This is a genomic window from Paenibacillus terrisolis (assembly GCF_056171975.1).
Map to the genome: position 1 here is coordinate 26426 of NZ_JBKFGG010000003.1, position 17098 is coordinate 43523.

Genomic DNA, 17098 nt, shown 5'->3' on the forward strand with positions numbered 1-17098 from the left:
TTAGTACCTCCGTTTTTTGTCTTTCATCTCTGCATGAAATTGTACGTAATGCTCATACCGGCTTGCGGCAATTTTGCCTTGTTCCGCCGCTTCCCGAACTTTGCATCCCGGTTCGTGCAAATGGCTGCAGTCCTGAAACTTGCAATCCTCCGCATAAGGAATAAATTCCCGGAAGCAGCTTGAAAGTTCCTGGACCCCCAGCTCCAGAAAATCCAGCTGGCTAAAGCCCGGTGTATCCGCGACATAACCGCCGTTATCGAGCCCGATCAGTTCCACATGACGCGTCGTATGGCGTCCTCTACCCAGCTTAAGGCTAATTTCGCTGGTCTCAAGCTCAAGCCCGGGAAGCATCGCATTCAGCAGCGACGATTTTCCCACGCCCGACTGCCCGGAGAAAACGCTGATTTCGCCGGCCAGATACGATTTTACTTCTCCTGTCCCCATCCCGGTGACAGAACTTGTCACGATCACGTCATATCCAATCGATTTGTACAGTTCTCCAACCTCGCCGAGAATTTCCCGGTTTTTCTCCGCGGCGTCTTCCTCCAGCAAATCTTCCTTCGTCAAGCAAATCAATGCCCGCAGTCCCGAATGCTCGATGTGCACCAAAAACTTGTCCAGAAGCTGCAGATTTAAATCCGGCTCCCGCAACGAGAACAACAGCACAGCTAATCTCGCGTTAGCGATGGGCGGCCGAATGAGTTCGGTTTCCCGCGGCAAAATTTCATCCACGGTCCCTTCCCCATTCTCCGTAGGCGAATATACGACATGATCTCCTACAAGCGGAGTGATCCCCTTTTTTTTAAAGATGCCGCGGCCTCGGCACTGGATCAAGTCATCCGGCGCCGAGTCTGTGGGCTTCACGTAATAATAACCGCTTAACGCCTTAACAATTAAGCCTTCCGGCATGCATTAGCCTCGCTTTCCTTTCGCGCTTACTTTCTCTTTCCGCTTTTCTTCCCTGGATTATGGCTATCCACGAAGGCCGTCTTTCCCGAAAAAATCATCCCGGTATCCGGAAGATTGTCCCCAGAGTCCATATCCATCGTGTTTTCGTCCGTTTCTTGCCCGCCTTGGTCAGGAAATCCGGGATCAGGCACGGTTCCTTGCTTGGCATCGATGTACGCTACTTGATAAGTTTGCCACAGCGCTCCGTCACGGTAGACCCTAACGGTTCCGTTTGCGTTTGGCGCTAGAACCAGGTCGACCGCAAGATATTTCGCCTTGCCGACCGGTTCGGTTCCCCACTCCTGATTCTCGCCCTTCGCGTCGTCAAAAACGATGCGGATTTTGCTGGTTTGGCCTTCCGTCGCCGGAAGAACCGGCACTTGATAAGTGTATGTCAGAGCCTCCGGCGGATAACCCGAGCTGATGAACAGTGTCACTTTCTCTCCCGGCGTTACCTTGTCATTTGGAGCATACGGCCACTGTTTTGTGACTTTGCCCGCCTCGATTTCAAAGCTTGGCTCTTCCTTGATTCCATCTTCGGCAAGTACAAGACCCGCCTTCTCAATTTCCGCTTCGGCTTCAGCCTGCGTCTTGTTGACCAGATTCGGCATCAGCACTTCCTCCGGCCCCTTGCTGACTTTCAGCACAATTTGCACCGCAGCGGGATCATAGTCCGACCCGGCTACAGGATCCTGGCTGATAACTTGGCCTTCTTCCTCGTCGTTGTTTTCCTCCGTTTTGGTGATCTGATCCTGATTGATTCCGTGCGCCACCAATTGCTCAACCGCATCATCATAAGAAAGCGTGGTGACCGAAGGCATCTTTTCCAGCGGTTTTGCCGTACTCACCGTAATATTCAACGTCGAACCCTCTTTGACCATCGTGCCTTCCGGCTTATCCTGCTCATAAACTATGCCTTCATTGACGCCTTCTTTGTAACTCCGGGCAACATCGCCTACGACAATTCCGGCGGCGGTAATTTTCGTGATCGCTTCCTGCTCGGACAGATTGATAACGCCCGGCACCTTCACGTCATGAACGGTAACAAGATTGGTTACGTACCAAGCCACACCCGCCAAAGCGAGCAGTACGACGAGCGTCAAACTGATCCAAAGCGCCGCTTTCCCTTTTGCTTTCTTTTTGGGTGCGCCGCGCTCCTCGGAAGCCTGGTTATCCCCCCGCTGGCTATCTCGCGACAATTTCGACATGTTTCCGCCCTGAATGTTTTGCGGTTTGATCGCCGGCACGACCCGAGTGCTGTCTTCATCGATTTCATCCATAAAGGCCACTTTGGATTCCGTGCGTCTTTCCGGGAGCAGGCAGGTTTCGAGATCTCGCAGCATTTCTTTCGCCGATTGGTATCTTTCATCCGGATTTTTACGCATCGATTTTAAAATAATATTTTCTACGCTTTGCGGGATCATCGGATTTACCATGCGCGGCTCGTCGAAATGCTCCTGCAAATGTTTAAGAGCGACGCTAATAGGGCTCTCTCCAAGAAATGGAAGACGGCCCGTAAGCATTTGATAGAGTACGATTCCCAAAGAATACAAATCGGACTTCTCCCCGGTTGTTACACCCTTGGCATGCTCCGGAGAAAAATAATGTACGGAGCCAACAACGGCTCCCGTTTGGGTAATGGTGGAAGAAGTAACCGCGCGGGCAATCCCGAAATCGGTCACTTTTACGCGTCCATTGCGCCCGATCAATATGTTATGAGGTTTAATATCGCGATGAATAATCTGGTTATGATGGGCATGATCCAGCGCATCGGCAATTTGCGACGCAATGCGAACCGCCTCTTCTACCTGAAGAGGAGCCCGCTCTTTAATAATCTCGTTTAAGTTTTGGCCTTCCACGTATTCCATAACGATATAATGAACATCGTCCTCTTGTCCCACATCGTATACGCTGACGATGTTCGGATGCGACAAAGAAGCGGCCGATTGCGCTTCCCGGCGGAAGCGCCGAATAAATTCCTCGTCATTCACAAATTGTTGGCGCAGCACTTTAATGGCCACGTTGCGGTTCAGCAAAATATCCTGCGCTTTGTACACCAGCGCCATTCCGCCTCCGCCAATCCGTTCGATAATTTGATAACGACCGCCCAATTCGTGTCCGATCATGAAATCCACTCCTTTTTACCTGACCCGCCGTCTTCTTCGTATTCCAGCAATGCAATGCTGATATTATCGTCGCCTCCCGCAAGAAGCGCCAATCGAAGCATCCGGTCTGCACGGTCCTCGAGGTCAAGACCTTCCGATCCCAGCGTTTGGGTCATTTGTTCCGGTGTTACGTAATTGCTGAGTCCATCGCTGCATAACATCAGGATCTCGCCGGGCTCCAAAGAAACGGGATTCATATCCACCGCGACCTGAGCGTCGGTTCCGAGTGCACGGGTTACGACGTTGCGATGCGGGTGGAAACTCGCTTCTTCTTCGCTGATCTGCTTGTTTTTCAAAAGCTCATTGACCAGTGAATGGTCGTCGGTGAGTTGTATTATCTTCCCTTGCCGGAATACATAAGCCCGGCTGTCCCCAATATGGCCGATGATTCCTTCCCGGCCGTTCATCAAAACGGCGACGACCGTCGTTCCCATGTTGTGGTACTCCTCATGTTCCCCGGCTTCCTTGTAGACGATCTCATTTGCATGAAGAATCGCTTTTTTCAATTCTTCGCCAAAAGCTTGTACGGTCAACCCCGCAGGAAGTTCAGCCAAATCATGCGTCACCGTCTCCACCGTCAAGCGGCTGGCAATGTCACCAGCCTGATGGCCGCCCATTCCGTCGGCTACGATCCCTAGGGTGTACCCCTGCTCCAGACGATCCACCCGAATACAATCCTCGTTGACCGAGCGAACTCGTCCAACATCACTGACATAAACCGTTTTTAACACATTCGATCACCTCGCACCAGACTCCATATGCTTCGCCCGCAGTTGCCCGCAGGCAGCCGCAATATCATGGCCTTGCTCCCGGCGGATCGTCACGTTCACGCCGTGATCCGCCAATATGCGTTGAAACTGGAAAATATCATTTCTTGAGGTTCTTACGTACTTGCGCTCCGGCACATAGTTTACCGGAATCAAATTTACATGGCAAAGCATATTCTTGAGCACGCCCGCCAACTCCTCGGCATGCTCGGGTTGATCGTTTACCCCGCCGATAAGGGCGTATTCGAAGGTCACGCGGCGCCCGGTTTTAGCGATATAATACCGGAGCGCTTCCATCACGTCATCAAACGGAAACCGCCGGTTAACCGGCATCAGCTTCGAGCGCAGCGCATCGTTTGGCGCATGAATCGAGATTGCCAGATTGATTTGGGTATCTTCATCGGCAAACTTGTAAATGTTCGGGACAATACCGCTCGTTGATACAGTAATATGCCGTTGTCCAATGTTCAAGCCCTTTTCATGAATCATAATTCGTAAAAATTTCATCGTCGCTTCGTAATTTTCGAATGGCTCGCCCGTGCCCATGATAACGATGCTGCTTACCCGCTCGTCGCGAGCATCAAGGATCTTCTGCGCCTGAACCACTTGGGCAACAATTTCTCCGGGCGTCAGGTTTCGCTTCAAACCGCCAAGCGTCGACGCGCAGAACGTACAGCCTACTTTACACCCGACTTGGGTCGTAACGCAAATGCTGTTGCCGTAGTTGTGTTTCATGATGACCGTCTCGATCGCATGATCGTCATGCAGACCGAATAGGAACTTCACCGTTCCATCCTTAGATTCGTACTTGGCGATTTCATTCAGCGTGACGAACGCAAACTGGTCGTCCAGCTTTTGCCTCAGCGTTTTCGATAGGTTGGTCATTTCCTCGAAAGAGCTGACGCGTTTCACATACAGCCAATCAAAAATCTGACCGCCGCGAAAAGCGGGTTCTCCCTGCTCCACAGCCCACTGCTGCAGTTCTTCCAAAGAGTAATCGTATATAAAGGGTTTCATTTTCACACACCTGTTCTATTCAATATCGTATGCCCTGCTCTATTCATTCTTCCCATTTTATCATAAATCGCCTGCACACTAAAGGGGAGCGGGCTTGGCGGCATTTGAGCCTATAGCTTTCTCTCAAGCCAGGTCCTTCGGTCGTATTTTCGGGAGCCAATTCGATCGGCATTCGATTCTATTAAATTTTTAACCAAGGACTATTGTACCGCTAGATCGCAGGATACACAAAATAACCTCAAAAAATCTTCCGCTATGTTGAAAAATCCGAGCCAGAGCCTTTTCAGGCCTGGGCTCGGATTTTCTGAGCGAGCTCAATGCGTGACCATCGGATGAAAATCATCCCGGCTGGAACGCTTCGCGTCGTAAAATGCGACATCGCCGTCATCCAGTAAAAAACTTCGTCCATAGGGATCAGTCACACTTTGGTCAAAACCTTCCATTTCCCGCCACTGGTTCATCAACGGGGCACGGATATACTGCAAATAAGGCTGATTGGTTTTACCGTCGCGGACCGTCTCGATATTAAAGTTCACGACAATGTACCCGTCCTTCAGAAAAACCTCCGACTTGTCCGTCAATCCGCCATGGGTCCGCCCGTATTCGGCCACATTGGTTCCGGCCTTGACCACATAAGGATCCGCGGGCAAGCTGTATTCCCCGTACCACTTCTGCACGGCGGCACTTGCTCTGGCCGGATCAACACCAGACGGCAGTCCGCTTTGCGGCCCAATCAGCGTGCGAAGATCGGCAGGCAACCGAAGCAAGCGGAACCCGCCTACCGGCGTCTTTTCCCTGGTCATCTTTTTGATGAAATTTTGTACAAATTGCGTCCTGCCGATCCCGGCGATCTGGTCAAAAGTATAGTCGTGATCGTATTTATAAAGCGCAGTATCCGTCAGTTCCCGAACCGGAACATTACGCAGCCGGTCGTTTAAAATGACATATCGCTGAACCCTGTCGCTTGGGGAGCCGATTTTCACATAACTTTGGCTGCCGGCATGGTAATAAAGATCCACCGGTGTTCGGGTACTATTCTTGGCGCTAATAAAATCGAACGAAGGCGTGATCACGATTTGATCCTGGGGCCCGAACATATTTCCTTTTGTCTTCAAATCAAATTTGAAATGGTAGCCGGTTTTGATCACCGCGTTTTTGTACAACGGATGGCTTCCGGGCCGGATCGGCAGCGTATATTGCGACGTGTTTCCCCTGGGTGCTCCGTCGATTCCGTTCAAGCCTACCCAGTAGGAAGTTCCGGTCGGAGCCGTGTTGCCGGAACCGGTTCGAAATACCGTTTCCCAATTGTAATCGGCAATATCGGTCACCCGGAAATCGTAGACCCGTCCAATGGCGTCGACGGGAACCGTATCAAAGGCAATATGGTTCGTCCAATCAAAATTCGCGTTGGTCTGTTTGGTCGCGCCAGAAGGAGCATTGTGCGCAATCGTTCGAAACTCCACGTCGTAAAACCCTTCATCCACCCACACCGGCAAATAAAATCCAAACGATTCTTGGGTTTTATTTACCTCGATCCAGGTATTCTTCGGATGAAATACAGTTTTCGTAACGTCATATACGTCAAAGGGAAAGCGAACCTGCTTGCTGCCGATGTACTTCAGGTAATCTCGATTCCCGTATCCAAGGTAATTGTTGTGCTGACCGCTGTTCGGCATTTCTACGGTAAAGGGCCTGTCAAGAATAATGGCGGAACGCCCCCCCGCAGGATTCGTTTTCTGGTTATGCGCCTTATCATCGGATACGGCGGGATAAATGACGACAGGCGTGTGCACCGTTACGGGATTTATCCCGTATATAGGAAAATTACGATCTGCACCCCCGTTAATATTTCCGCTCATAATCCCGTACAAAATCGTTCCGTCGCTGGGCTCGTTGGCGCTGTTTACTTTAGTCATCGGAATGATATGCCCGGGGCTGTAAAGAACGTTCTCATTAATCGACGGCGCCACGGGGATTCTTGATGGAGTCGGCCCGGACTCATCCGTCTCCGCTCCGTTCATGATCGTATTGCTGTTAAAGGTTAACGTGTCGTTCTTGACTTTAATCTTGTTAACGGCGTCTTGAGCAAAAGATTCCAAGTCCTCCGCCTGAGGATCAGGCGGCTCCTTGCCGCCCCGCATGCTCCCGGAGGGAGCTTCTACCGGATTGGGAAAGGTTGGCGCTGTATACCCGCCGGATTGGTTGACCGTATAGGTAGGAGGCGCGTAGCCACTTGGTTGAATATGAATGGAGTTCCCTTCAAACGCATAATTCTCCAGCGCGGCCTCGTTGATTCGGTACACCTCCAAATTGTCGATCACCCAATAAGAGTAAGGTCTTTCGATGGTGTAGGAATGCGTGACCAATTCGGACTTGTGCTGGGGATCCGGCTCCATATGCGTTTTCCCGTCTTTATCAGTTACTTCTTTTCCCGGATCCCAGGTCAGTTCATAGGTTCGGTTCACCGTAACCTCAAAAGTACAGATCCCTTTCATTTCAACGAATTTATTTTGGGATAAATAACTCTTGGCAAGCACATTCCCGTACAAGCTTTCCGTAGTAGGTATCCCGTCCAGGACGTCAAACCGCTCCTTTCCGCGGCTGTCCGCTTTGATTACCGCACTGACACCGGGATCATTTAAAGGAACTTCCATCACGTTTCCGCTGGGCGCCGGCTCAGTACAGCCGGGATCTCCGCCCCCAGGTTCGTCCGGATCGCCAGGGTCTGTCGTAGATCCGTCATCCGGTTTGTAATAGACCTTCATCTTGTCCGGGTACTGATACGTATAGGACGTAAGAATAAACCAGTTCGAGTTCAAGTAATACATCATGGCTGCGTTGCCGCCTGCGGGAAGGGGGACTTTGATTCCTTCATGATCATAGGTTTGTATGTAATGCACTTCTACTTCGTCAAGACTTTTGACTATGAGACTTCCAATTTTGGTTGTCGGATCAACTACTCCAATTCCATCTGGGTATTTAACATTATCCCTTCCTATTTCAACCGCAACGTTAATCCCATCTTGTGTTTTATTTAATTGTTTCAAAAGCTGAAGGTCATCGTCAATAACACCAGTCTTAAAGTTCCCACTATAGTAATTTCTGTTCATATATGCTTTTGTACGTATTGAAGTAACAGGTATGTCCACTTTGACACCCGGATACAAATCGGCACCATTTGCATCTTTTGGAATATTGAACTGATTTAATATAGTATAGGTTCCACTACCAGGCGTCCATTTTATAGCATTTGCTGAGCGCTGCCAAGCAAAAAATCCACCAAACTCCATTTTATTTTGATCGGTTGAAACTTGTACCTGTTCTCCAACTAATTTTACTTTTTCGTCTATTGTTCGCCTACCTACGTTGATAGTTTTGATAACATTACTATCCAAAAAGAACTCAATTTTTGTAATTATATTTCCCGCACCTGCATCTTCCTTGATTCTAGGCTCCATCGTTTTGAATTTAGTAAAAACCGATCCGGGAATGTCAAGTCGATTATCCTCACTTAGGCTGTAAGGAATTCCTTTTTCCGGCATACTTTGCTCTCCTGGAGCAGCTTTAGCTGTTCCTAATATGGATGTTAAAGGAAGCAAAAGAAAACTGGAAAGTAGGATTGCCGGAATATTTCTTTTGAACAATTTTCATCACCTTACTTTTGTTTTATGTAAGGGCCATTAACTCTTAATAATGTGTTTATTTGGTAACCGTAGTGGGTTTGAACAGGTGTATAGATGTTTATTTCAATAGGGTGAATTCCTTGAGTCCAGCCCGTTTTAGGTAATAAATACCCTTTTATATCACCAAACTTTTCATGGAAGATAGATCCCAATCCATTTAACTTTCCTTTATTAAATGCATCTTGGTCTGAAGATACAATCCCATCAATACTATAAGAAGGACCATTGGGTTCAGGATAATATAAATTTGTATCTTTATTATAAATTTCCTGTCCTTTGAACATAAGAAAATAACTTGGCGGTAGCTTAGTAACTTGCATATATTTAGTTGGAATATTGTTTACCATCGAAGGAAAGTACATCCACTTCACTTCCTCCAATGGCGGAAGCAGCTTTAAATTCGGGTCGTGGGGGTCTTCGAGGTCGATGGCGATCAACGCTTCCAGTTCACCCTTGTATTTGCCGTTTCCCGGGTCGACCACCATCTTGTCTTTGCGCCAAAGTTCTTCGATCGGTTTGCCCTGCAGCTGCTCTTCGCTGGTGACAAAAACCTCCGGCATGACCGTGAAAATATTCGTACCGTGCCAAGCCAGCTCGGCACTGGATACGGCGTATTTATCCACCGGCAGCTTGCCGCCGGCTTTTACCGTCAAAATCCGCTCAACAATGGTTACGGCTTGCGCCCGGGTGGTTGTTTTGTCCTCGCCAAGCTCACCTTGACCGAGGCCGGTGATCAGACCTTTTTTTGCTGCGAGATACATCCATTTGCTGTTGTCGTTCGTGGTTTCCCCCGCAGCCCTGGCCGAGATACGCCCCATTTCCCCTCGCGTGATGTTTTGGGCCCACTGTTTCTCCTCGTTGGCAAAATCGGAAACGTTATAGAAGCCTTGTTCCTGCGCCGCGGCTGCATAAGACACATACCACGCCCCATTAGCTTCAGCCACAGAAATTCCAAGCGCACTCACGACCATTTTAATGAACTCACTGCGGCTGATCGGCTGATCCGGCTTGAATAGATCCCCCGGATAACCGGTTACATACCCTTTACTCACAGCCGTTCGGATTGCAGCACTGGCCCAATGGTTTGGCTTCACATCGGTAAAGCCGGCATTTTCCTTGTCCGCGATTATTGGAGTAATCGTGTTCCCTCCGTTATCCTTGGCATTCTCCTCGGCCGCCACACGAGCAGGCATAATCACCGCTGTCGAAGCGGAATAAGCAGCGCCGATCATAACCGAAAATAGCATTACTCCGCCGATACCGGCTGCCATCCATTTTTTCATCATTCTTGCGCTCCTATCTGATTTGGTTTTACAACCCTTTGCCATTTACCGGCAAAATATGTATCTCCACACATTCGCCTTTTTCCGTTAAATGACCTCCTTTCTTATTACTAAATTGATAATAAAAGTAAAATCAGGCAAATAAAAAAACACACCTTGCCATCGAATAACGATGATAAGGTGTGCTTCACCTGCCCCCATTATATTACACAAATTTCCATCCGTAAACGCCCAAAACGAAAATGTTTCAGCATTCAGCACAGAGGGGAGCCGTTCCTAAATGATTTGCCGCTTTACCAGCCGTGCGATATAAAATCCGTCCGAATGGTAATCCTGCGGCAAAAGCTGCAGTCCAACGTCTTCCCAGACTTGTGCTGCCCTCAAGGCCTCGCTCCAGCCGCCGGACGGATCTCCGGCCAACTCAAATTCCTGGTGCCGGCTTACAAACTGCTTCACCATCTCCGCATTTTCCCGCGGTTCAATCGTGCAGGTGCTGTAGACCAATACGCCTCCGGGCTTCAGCAAACCGCAGACCGCATCCAGCAGTTCATGCTGTACGCCGGAAATTTCAGAAATATCCCCAGGCGTCTTAGCCCATTTCAAATCGGGTTTCCGGCGGATCACGCCAAGCCCCGAGCAAGGCGCATCGAGCAGAATTCGGTCAAAAGATTCCGGCTCGAACCGCTCGCCCAGCTTCATGGCGTCTCCCGACAAAGTGCGTATATTGGCAAGCCCCAAACGTTCGGCGTGGTCCTCGATCAATTTGCCCTTGTGCGGATGAATGTCGTTCGACACCACCTCGCCGGTTCCCCCCATCTTCTCGGCGATATGGCATGTCTTTCCGCCGGGAGCGGCGCAGCAGTCCAGCACGGCCATTCCGGGCTTCGGATCCACCGCGTCGGCCACCAGCATCGAGCTTTCGTCCTGAACGGACAGGAGACCGTCGCGATACCAGGGCGTAAGCGCCATATTCCCGCCGCTATGTACGATAATCCCGTCCGGCGAAATTTCCGAAGGCGCCGCTTTCAGCCCCTGCTCCTCCATCAACCGCAGCATCTCTTCCCGGCTGACCCGGGAACGATTGATCCGTACGCTGACCGAAGGAGGTTCGTTGTTGGCCCGGCAAATCGCTTCCGCCACCGGCTCGCCGAATTGTTCGATCCAGCGGGAGACCATCCATTCCGGATGGGAATGTTCCAGGGCAATCCGGCTAACGGCCGGCAAATCGGCTGGAATTCGAAGCTCGTCCTTCCGCCGCAGCACGCTGCGAAGAACCCCGTTCACCATACCGGAAATTCCTTGATGTCCCCGCTTTTTGGCAATGTTGACCGCTTCGTTCACCGCCGCATGCGGCGGAATCCGGTCCAGATAATGCAGTTGGTAAAAGCTCATGCGCAGCAGGTTCCGAACCCATGGCTGCAGTTTGGCCAGTCCTTTGGAAACAAAGGGCTCCAGCAGATAATCGATCGTGTTGAGCCGAGAAATCGTTCCGTAGACAAGCTCGGTTGCCAGACCCGCATCCGGTCCGGTTAAACCCGATTTTTGCAGCGCTCCGTTCAGCAGCAGATTGCTGTAAGCTCCTTCCTGCTCAACCGCGGTCAAGACCTGCAACGCGGTATTCCGTGCCGAAGGTTTTGCCGCCGGCGCCGACCCTTGAACCGATCCGGCTTTCGAACCCGGATTGCCAACGCGGGAAGAACGTTCCACTTTGGGGCCGTCTGTTACTCGTTTACCGTCTGTTACTCGTTTGTCGTCCGATCCTCTTTGGGTGCGCCGGCCGCCTTGATCCCCCCGAGCGCCGCCATTTTGCACACGGTTCATGACAATACCGTCCCTTTTTTCATAACGCCGCCGCGAATGAATTCAGCGGCAGTCATCGTTTTTTTGCCGGCGGGCTGAACCTGGGTCAGCCAAACGGAGCCGTCTCCCGTCTTGACCTCAATCCCGTTCGCCGACAAATCCAGCACCGTCCCGGGGGCTTGTCCCGCCGCCGCGCCGGACGAGGCTTCTGGACCATCCGCGGGTTTGGCGACCGCCCAGACTTTGAACACCTCGCCGTTCCACGTCGTAAACCCGCCGGAAAACGGCACCAGCCCCCGCACCCGGTTAAAAATATCCCGCGACGAAGCCGTCCAATCGATCTGCTCATCATCCCGCGTCAGGTTGGGCGCATAGGTCGAATCCGCGTCGTTTTGCGGAATTCTCGCCGCCGTCCCGGCCAAAATCAAGGGCAACTGCTCGATCAACAAGCGGGCGCCGGCCTGACTCAGTTTTTCAAAAACCGTACCCGAGGTATCCTCATCCTCGATCGGAACCACCGTGTTGGCGATCATGTCGCCGGTATCCAGTCCTTCCGCCATATACATCAGCGTGATTCCGGTTTCTTTCTCGCCGCCTATGATCGAGCGCTGAATCGGAGCGCCGCCCCGATATTTCGGCAAAAGCGAGCCGTGAACGTTCAGGCAGCCATACTGCGGGAGCTCAAGCACGCCCTTCGGCAGAATTTGGCCGTATGCGGCGGTCACAATAAGATCGGGCTGCAGCACCGCCAATTCGGCGACGGCTTCAGGAGCCCGCATCCGTCCCGGCTGCAGCACGGGAATACCATGCCGCAGCGCCGCTTCTTTAACCGGGGTCGGGGTCAAAATTTTCTTGCGTCCCTGCGGACGGTCCGGCTGCGTCACGACGCCCACGACGTTGTAACCTTCACGCAGCAGAGCCTCCAGGGAAGGAACTGCAAATTCCGGAGTTCCCATAAAAACGAGATTCATCAAAAGATCACTCCTTTTCTTCCTCTTCGCCTTCTCCTTCGGGAGGAATTTCGTACACTCTTTCCGCGATGTCCGTGTAAAGCACGCCGTTCAAATGATCGATTTCGTGCTGAAAAGCTCTTGCAAGAAGCTCGGATCCGGTATAAGTCACTTCATTTCCGTTCCGGTCCAGCCCCTTGACCGTCACCGTCATCGCGCGGCGTACATCCCCACGCAGTCCCGGGATGCTGAGGCAGCCTTCAGGACCAAACTGCTCGCCCTCCGTAGAGACGATTTCAGGATTGATCAGCTCGATCAATCCGTTTTCGTCGCCGACGTCAACCACGATAGCCCGTTTCAGAATGCCCACCTGGGGCGCGGCCAAACCTACGCCGTCTGCGTCATACATCGTATCCGCCATGTCGGTGAGCAGCTTCTGCACGTTTGGCGTAATTTTCTTGACTTCCTTCGCTACCTGGTGCAGCACCTCATCGGGTTCATGAACAATAATGCGAATTGCCATCTATTTAACACCATCCTTTAGCATTCTTCTCTAAAAAAAGTATATGTCATGATTGCTCGGTTCGTCTTCAAAATACGTTGTCCCCGCCACAATAATCTGTTGATTCAGCGAAAAAGCAGCTACGTGAAAAATTCAATTCCGTTACATCAGCATCTGCGGGTCCACATCGATGCTGATCTGAAACGAAGCGTCCCGCAGGTTGTCCACCGTCGCGGCCGTTATCTCCCTAACCAGTCCAACCGCATCCACATCGCCCCGGTATTTGACCATACACTGGAACCGGTAGCGGTTTTTGATCCGCGGGATCGGCGAGGCAACCGGGCCAAGGATGTCCAGCGCCGCCGGCGTGAACCGGTCGAGGCTGCCAAACCACCCTCGCCGCTGCGCCTGAGCCCGCAAATCGCCGGCGAAGTTCTCCGCCATGCGCAGCAGCAGCGGAAGCTTCTCATGCGATAACGTGACTAGAATCAAGCGGCTGTATGGCGGATAATGCATCGCCTTTCGATGATTCAGTTCCTCGCGCACAAATGAATGATAATCATGGCCGCTGGCATGGATAATTGAATAATGCTCCGGCATATACGACTGAATGAACACCTCGCCAGGAAGCTGATGCCGCCCCGCGCGCCCGGCTACCTGCGTCAGCAGTTGGAACGTCTTCTCCGCCGAGCGGAAATCGGGAAAGTTCAGCGCCGTATCCGCCGCGATGACTCCAACCAGCGTCACATCCGGAAAATCGAGTCCCTTGGCAACCATTTGCGTGCCGAGGAGGACGTCGCCTTTTTTCTCGCGAAACGTCTGCAGCAGCTTTTCATGCGAACCTTTTTCGCTGGTGGTGTCCACATCCATTCGGATCACGCGGATACCCGGAAACAGCTTAGCCAGCTCTGCTTCAACCCGCTGCGTTCCGGTTCCGAAATACCGGATATGTTCGCTTCCGCATTCCGGGCAGACGGATGGCGCCGTTTCGGCGTATCCGCAGTAGTGGCAGCGCAGATTATTCGACTTCTGATGATAAGTCAGCGAAATATCGCAATCGGGACAGGTCGCCACGTATCCGCAAGTCCGGCACATCACAAACGTGGAGAAACCCCGCCGGTTCAAAAACAGGACGGTTTGCTCCCCGCGTTCGAGCCGCGTGGCGATTCCCTTATGCAGACTGCGGCTGAACATGGAGCGGTTGCCTTCCTTCAGTTCTTCCCGCATATCGACGATATGAACCCCGGGAAGCCGGCTTCCCGACGGACGTTGCTTCATTTCCAGGAGCACCGGGGCAAAACCGCCCGTATCTCCGCCCCCGGAACGGGCGGCATGATAGCTTTCCAGCGAAGGCGTGGCCGAGCCCAAAATCACGGCCGCCCCATGCTGCGAAGCCCTTCGCACAGCTACGTCCCGAGCATGGTACTTCGGTGATTCCTCCTGTTTGTACGAGGTTTCATGCTCCTCGTCCATGACGATCAGCCCTAGGTTCGAAAACGGGGCAAATATCGCGGAACGGGCGCCAACCACCACTTCAACGCGGCCTTCGCGGATTTTGCGCCATTCGTCATAACGTTCTCCGTTGGAAAGGCGGCTGTGCATCACGGCGACTTGTTCGCCAAACCGTCCTTTGAACCGTTCAACCATCTGCGGCGTCAGGGAAATTTCCGGAACGAGCACGATGGCCTGACGTCCCAGCGAAAGACAGCGTTCGATCGTTTGCAGATAGACCTCCGTTTTGCCGCTGCCCGTAACGCCATGCAGGAGAAAAGCCTCGGGCTCGCGGGCATCAAGAGCACGGGAAAGGCGCCCATAAACAACCTCCTGCTCAGGCGTCCGCTTCAGCGGTTCGCTGCTTTGAAACCTCCGGTTCCGGTAAGGATCGCGGAATACCTCCACGTCTTCGATTAAGGCAAACCCTTTCTCGGCCAATTTTTTGACTGTGCCAGCCGTCACCCCCAAGGTGGATAGAACCTCCTGCAGGGATAACGGGAGTCCGACTTCCAGCAAAAACTGCAGCACTTCCTTCTGCCGGCGGGCCTGCGCGCCAAACGACGCGAGCGCCGTTTCCGCCTCCTCTCCGCTCACTGCGGCGGATACGACTTTTACCGTTTTTTTGCCGATCTTATCCTTAATCGCTTGACTTTCGGCCAATAGGCCTCGGGCAAGCATATCTTTGATCAATGTCCCCCGTTCGGGAAAGTTGCTGCCCAGCTGGGTCATCGCAACCGTTCCGGCAAGTTTGACATACGCGATGATTTCCTCTTCCTCCCGGGTCAATAGCACCGGCCGATTGAACAAGTCGTTTGCAACTAAAGCCTCGTCGGAATCGCGATCAAACGCATCCTGGGCGGGCCCCTCTTCCGCCAGACGAATATACCTTTCCGCCTTCCCTTTTAAGGCGGCCGGTATCATCGCCTGCAAAGCGGCGATCATGCTGCACGCGTATTTGCGGCTCATCCATTCGGCGAGCTCGACCAGATCCGTAGGCAGCGGCGGCAGCAAATCCAGCAGCTCCTGGATCGGTTTCATCCGGGCCTCGTCCATTTCGGAACGTTCGTGCAAGGACACCACAAAGCCCTGAACCGTCCGGCGTCCGAACGGAACACCCACCCGGCTTCCGACTTCAATCCAGTCCGTGATGGATTCAGGGATCAAATAATCAAAAGGCCGATCGGTCTCCCGGCTCGGCACATCTACGATTACTTTGGCCATTCTATATTTCATTCGGCGGCTCCTGCGCCGCCGGCCAAACGACCGGCCGCCAGCTCCATAATTTTGAGGCCAACCTCATCCTTGGAGAGCAGCGGCAAAGACTCAATGAGCCCGGAGGCGTCGTATATTTGCACCACATTCGTTTCGGAGCCGAATCCTGCGCCTTCCGCGGTAACATCATTCGCCACGAGCAGATCGCAATTTTTGCGGCGAAGCTTTTCCAACGCATGTTTTTCCAAATCGTCGGTTTCGGCAGCGAATCCGATCAGGAGCTGGGTGGTCTTGTTCTTCCCCAGAGTCTCCAGGATATCGATATTTTTTACCAATTCGAGCACCATAGAGTCATCCGTTTTTTTAATTTTTCGGGCAGCCGTTTCTTTCGGGCGATAATCGGCCACGGCAGCCGCTTTGACCATAATGTCAGTCGTACCCCACTCCGCCATCACCGCTTCGTACATATCCTGCGCCGATTCGACGCGAATCAGCGGGATTCCGGGAGGCAGGGGCGCCTGCGTCGTGCCGGCGATTATTTTCACGTCCGCTCCAAGCCGTTCGGCCGCCTTCGCTACGGCAAAGCCCATTTTCCCGGAAGAGTCGTTGGAAATGTAACGAACCGGGTCGATCCGTTCCACCGTTCCGCCTGCAGTAACCACGACTTTTTTGCCGGCAAGCGGTTTATCGGCCCAGCGCTCCCTGCGGGCAAAATAATCGTCCACCACGGCCGCGATCGTCTCCGGTTCTTCCATCCGGCCCTTGCCTGTGTACCCGCAGGCAAGCAGACCTTCACCCGGTTCGATCATCAGTACGCCGCGCGAAGACAACTCCATCAAATTGCGCATCACTGCAGGATGGGTGTACATGTGCACGTTCATCGCCGGAGCCAGCATGATCGGCGCCTGCGTGGCCAGCAAAGTCGTCGACATCATATCATCGGCGATACCGGCCGCCATTTTGCCGATGATGTTGGCTGTAGCCGGGGCAATAAGCACGAGATCCGCCCAATCGGCGATTTGAATATGCGCAATCGTTTCAGGATTCTTTTCGTCAAAGGTGTCGGTGTAAACGGGATTCTTCGCCAGCGATTGCATCGTTAACGGCGTAATGAACTTGGTGGCGGAATCGGTCATCACAACGCGAACCTCGGCTCCCAGCTTCACCAGCTTGCTGCACAAGGATGCGGCTTTGAAGGCGGCAATGCCGCCGGTAACGCCCAGCAAAATCTTTTTACCTGTTAACATCGGTATCCCCTCGCTTTCTTTCCCATACAG

11 protein-coding genes are annotated in these 17098 nt (G+C 52.4%); all 11 read right to left on the bottom strand.

The genetic code is table 11. The features are described 5' to 3' along the window. Positions 1–909 carry a ribosome small subunit-dependent GTPase A gene (gene rsgA / locus ACI48K_RS03490; protein ID WP_475026215.1) on the bottom strand — a complete coding sequence of 303 codons (909 nt, stop codon included), beginning with the start codon at positions 907–909 and terminating at the stop codon, positions 1–3. Between the two features lie 26 nt (positions 910–935). Further along, a complete protein-coding gene (gene pknB, locus ACI48K_RS03495) occupies positions 936–3074 on the bottom strand; it encodes a Stk1 family PASTA domain-containing Ser/Thr kinase (protein WP_475026216.1) in 2139 nt (712 codons plus the stop codon). Beyond that, positions 3071–3844 (bottom strand): Stp1/IreP family PP2C-type Ser/Thr phosphatase, encoded by a 774-nt coding sequence (locus tag ACI48K_RS03500; protein WP_475026217.1) that lies wholly within the window; start codon positions 3842–3844, stop codon positions 3071–3073. Before ACI48K_RS03500 ends, pknB begins: the two co-directional genes overlap by 4 nt. Positions 3845–3850: 6 nt before the next feature. Beyond that, the gene (gene rlmN, locus ACI48K_RS03505; protein ID WP_475026219.1) at positions 3851–4897 is read right to left on the bottom strand and encodes a dual-specificity RNA methyltransferase RlmN; all 1047 of its coding nucleotides are present in this window, start codon (positions 4895–4897) and stop codon (positions 3851–3853) included. 314 nt (positions 4898–5211) lie between these two features. Further along, positions 5212–7728, bottom strand: coding sequence for a DUF5704 domain-containing protein (locus ACI48K_RS03510; protein ID WP_475026220.1), 2517 nt, complete (start codon positions 7726–7728; stop codon positions 5212–5214). A gap of 824 nt (positions 7729–8552) precedes the next feature. Further along, a complete protein-coding gene (locus tag ACI48K_RS03515) occupies positions 8553–9866 on the bottom strand; it encodes an S-layer homology domain-containing protein (RefSeq protein WP_475026221.1) in 1314 nt (437 codons plus the stop codon). Between the two features lie 273 nt (positions 9867–10139). Further along, the gene (gene rsmB, locus ACI48K_RS03520) at positions 10140–11684 is read right to left on the bottom strand and encodes a 16S rRNA (cytosine(967)-C(5))-methyltransferase RsmB (RefSeq protein ID WP_475026223.1); all 1545 of its coding nucleotides are present in this window, start codon (positions 11682–11684) and stop codon (positions 10140–10142) included. Continuing rightward, complete coding sequence (gene fmt, locus ACI48K_RS03525) at positions 11681–12634, bottom strand: methionyl-tRNA formyltransferase (RefSeq protein ID WP_475026224.1); 954 nt, start codon at positions 12632–12634, stop codon at positions 11681–11683. The genes rsmB and fmt overlap by 4 nt, the downstream gene beginning before the upstream one ends. 7 nt (positions 12635–12641) lie before the next feature. Then, positions 12642–13136: a peptide deformylase gene (def, locus tag ACI48K_RS03530; protein ID WP_475026225.1), complete on the bottom strand. Its 495-nt coding sequence runs from the start codon at positions 13134–13136 to the stop codon at positions 12642–12644. A 141-nt stretch (positions 13137–13277) separates the two neighbouring features. After that, complete coding sequence (gene priA, locus ACI48K_RS03535) at positions 13278–15842, bottom strand: primosomal protein N' (RefSeq protein ID WP_475026226.1); 2565 nt, start codon at positions 15840–15842, stop codon at positions 13278–13280. After that, the gene (coaBC, locus tag ACI48K_RS03540; protein ID WP_475026227.1) at positions 15839–17068 is read right to left on the bottom strand and encodes a bifunctional phosphopantothenoylcysteine decarboxylase/phosphopantothenate--cysteine ligase CoaBC; all 1230 of its coding nucleotides are present in this window, start codon (positions 17066–17068) and stop codon (positions 15839–15841) included. Before coaBC ends, priA begins: the two co-directional genes overlap by 4 nt. Between the last annotated feature and the right edge of the window lie 30 nt (positions 17069–17098).